We start from the raw sequence: 1,191 nt of genomic DNA on the forward strand, positions 1-1,191 counted from the left end.
GATGGGCAGCTTGCGCAGCAGATAGGGGTAGATCTTGTGCCCGGGCGCCGGTTTCGAGGTGTTTGGTCGGCGATACAGAGCCTCGATGCCCATGCTCTTCATCAGCGTGGCAACGTGCAACCGCCCGACCTTGAAGCCTTCCTGAACCAGCAGTCCCTGTAGCATTCGGCTGCCCGCGAACGGGAACTCCATGTGCAGCTTGTCGATCCGGTGCATCAGCTTCAGATCGGCGTCCGACACCGGGCGTGGCTTGTAGTAAACGGCTCCCCGGCTGATCCCCAGCACGATGGCCTGGCGGCTGACGCTCAGCTTCGCGGCAGGATCGATCATCTTCTTGCGCTCGCCAACAGACCCGCCTTGCCGAGCGCGCCGGACAAAAAATCGTTCTCCAGCGTCAGCTCTCCGATCTTCGCATGCAGGGTCTTCACATCGATGGTCGGCTCAGGCTCGGCTTTCGGGGCCTCGCCGAACACCCCCGTCGCCCCCTCAAGCAGCTGATCGCGCCACTGTTTGATCTGGTTCGGATGGACGTCGAACTCCTGCGCCAGCTCGATCATGGTCTTCTCGCCCTTGATCGCCGCCACAGCCACTTTCGCCTTGAATGCCGGGCTGTGGTTCCGGCGTGGTCGTCTTGCCATGGTCTTCTCCTTGCTTGCAGCATCATGCCGCCATTGCTCGGAAAATCCACTTATCCCGGCTGTTCAGATTGCCGGAACCACCTCTATCTTGATGGAGCAGACCGAGGAATGGACCGTGCAGCGCGGCCGCTACATGACGCTAGAAACCCCTGGCTCCAATCTGCGATGATCTCATCGTCAGCCTGCCAGTTGCGCAGAGAAGCTGATCAGCTCGGAACGCGCCAAAGCCATAGGCCCGTCACAAGCTACACCATGCAATGGGACACGATCAAATTTTTGGGATCTCGGGAATGAGATAGATTTTGATCTCAAGCTATCTTGAGATCAGCAAATCCAAATACCTTTCACATGGCTCATTGCAATTGTTGGCACTTCAACCGGCTGCTGGCCTGGTCTCCACAGTGTAAACGAAGATCGAATGCCCCAGATCGAAGCAACATTATCCAGGAATTCCGCAACGCGGCGTGTCTCTTCAACCAGCTAGAAAAGTAAGGAATCGAGAAGGGGAAAAGCGCCTAACGCTGGCTCTTGACGGCGAAACCTATCGCCGCCT

At 57.6% G+C, this 1,191-nt stretch carries 1 pseudogene; it reads right to left on the bottom strand.

From position 1 onward, the window contains the following. A pseudogene (locus EP867_RS19665) lies at positions 1–638 on the bottom strand (IS3 family transposase); the annotation flags it as partial. Positions 639–1,191 lie beyond the last annotated feature (553 nt).

Source organism: Falsigemmobacter intermedius, from assembly GCF_004054105.1.
GTDB lineage: Bacteria > Pseudomonadota > Alphaproteobacteria > Rhodobacterales > Rhodobacteraceae > Wagnerdoeblera > Wagnerdoeblera intermedia.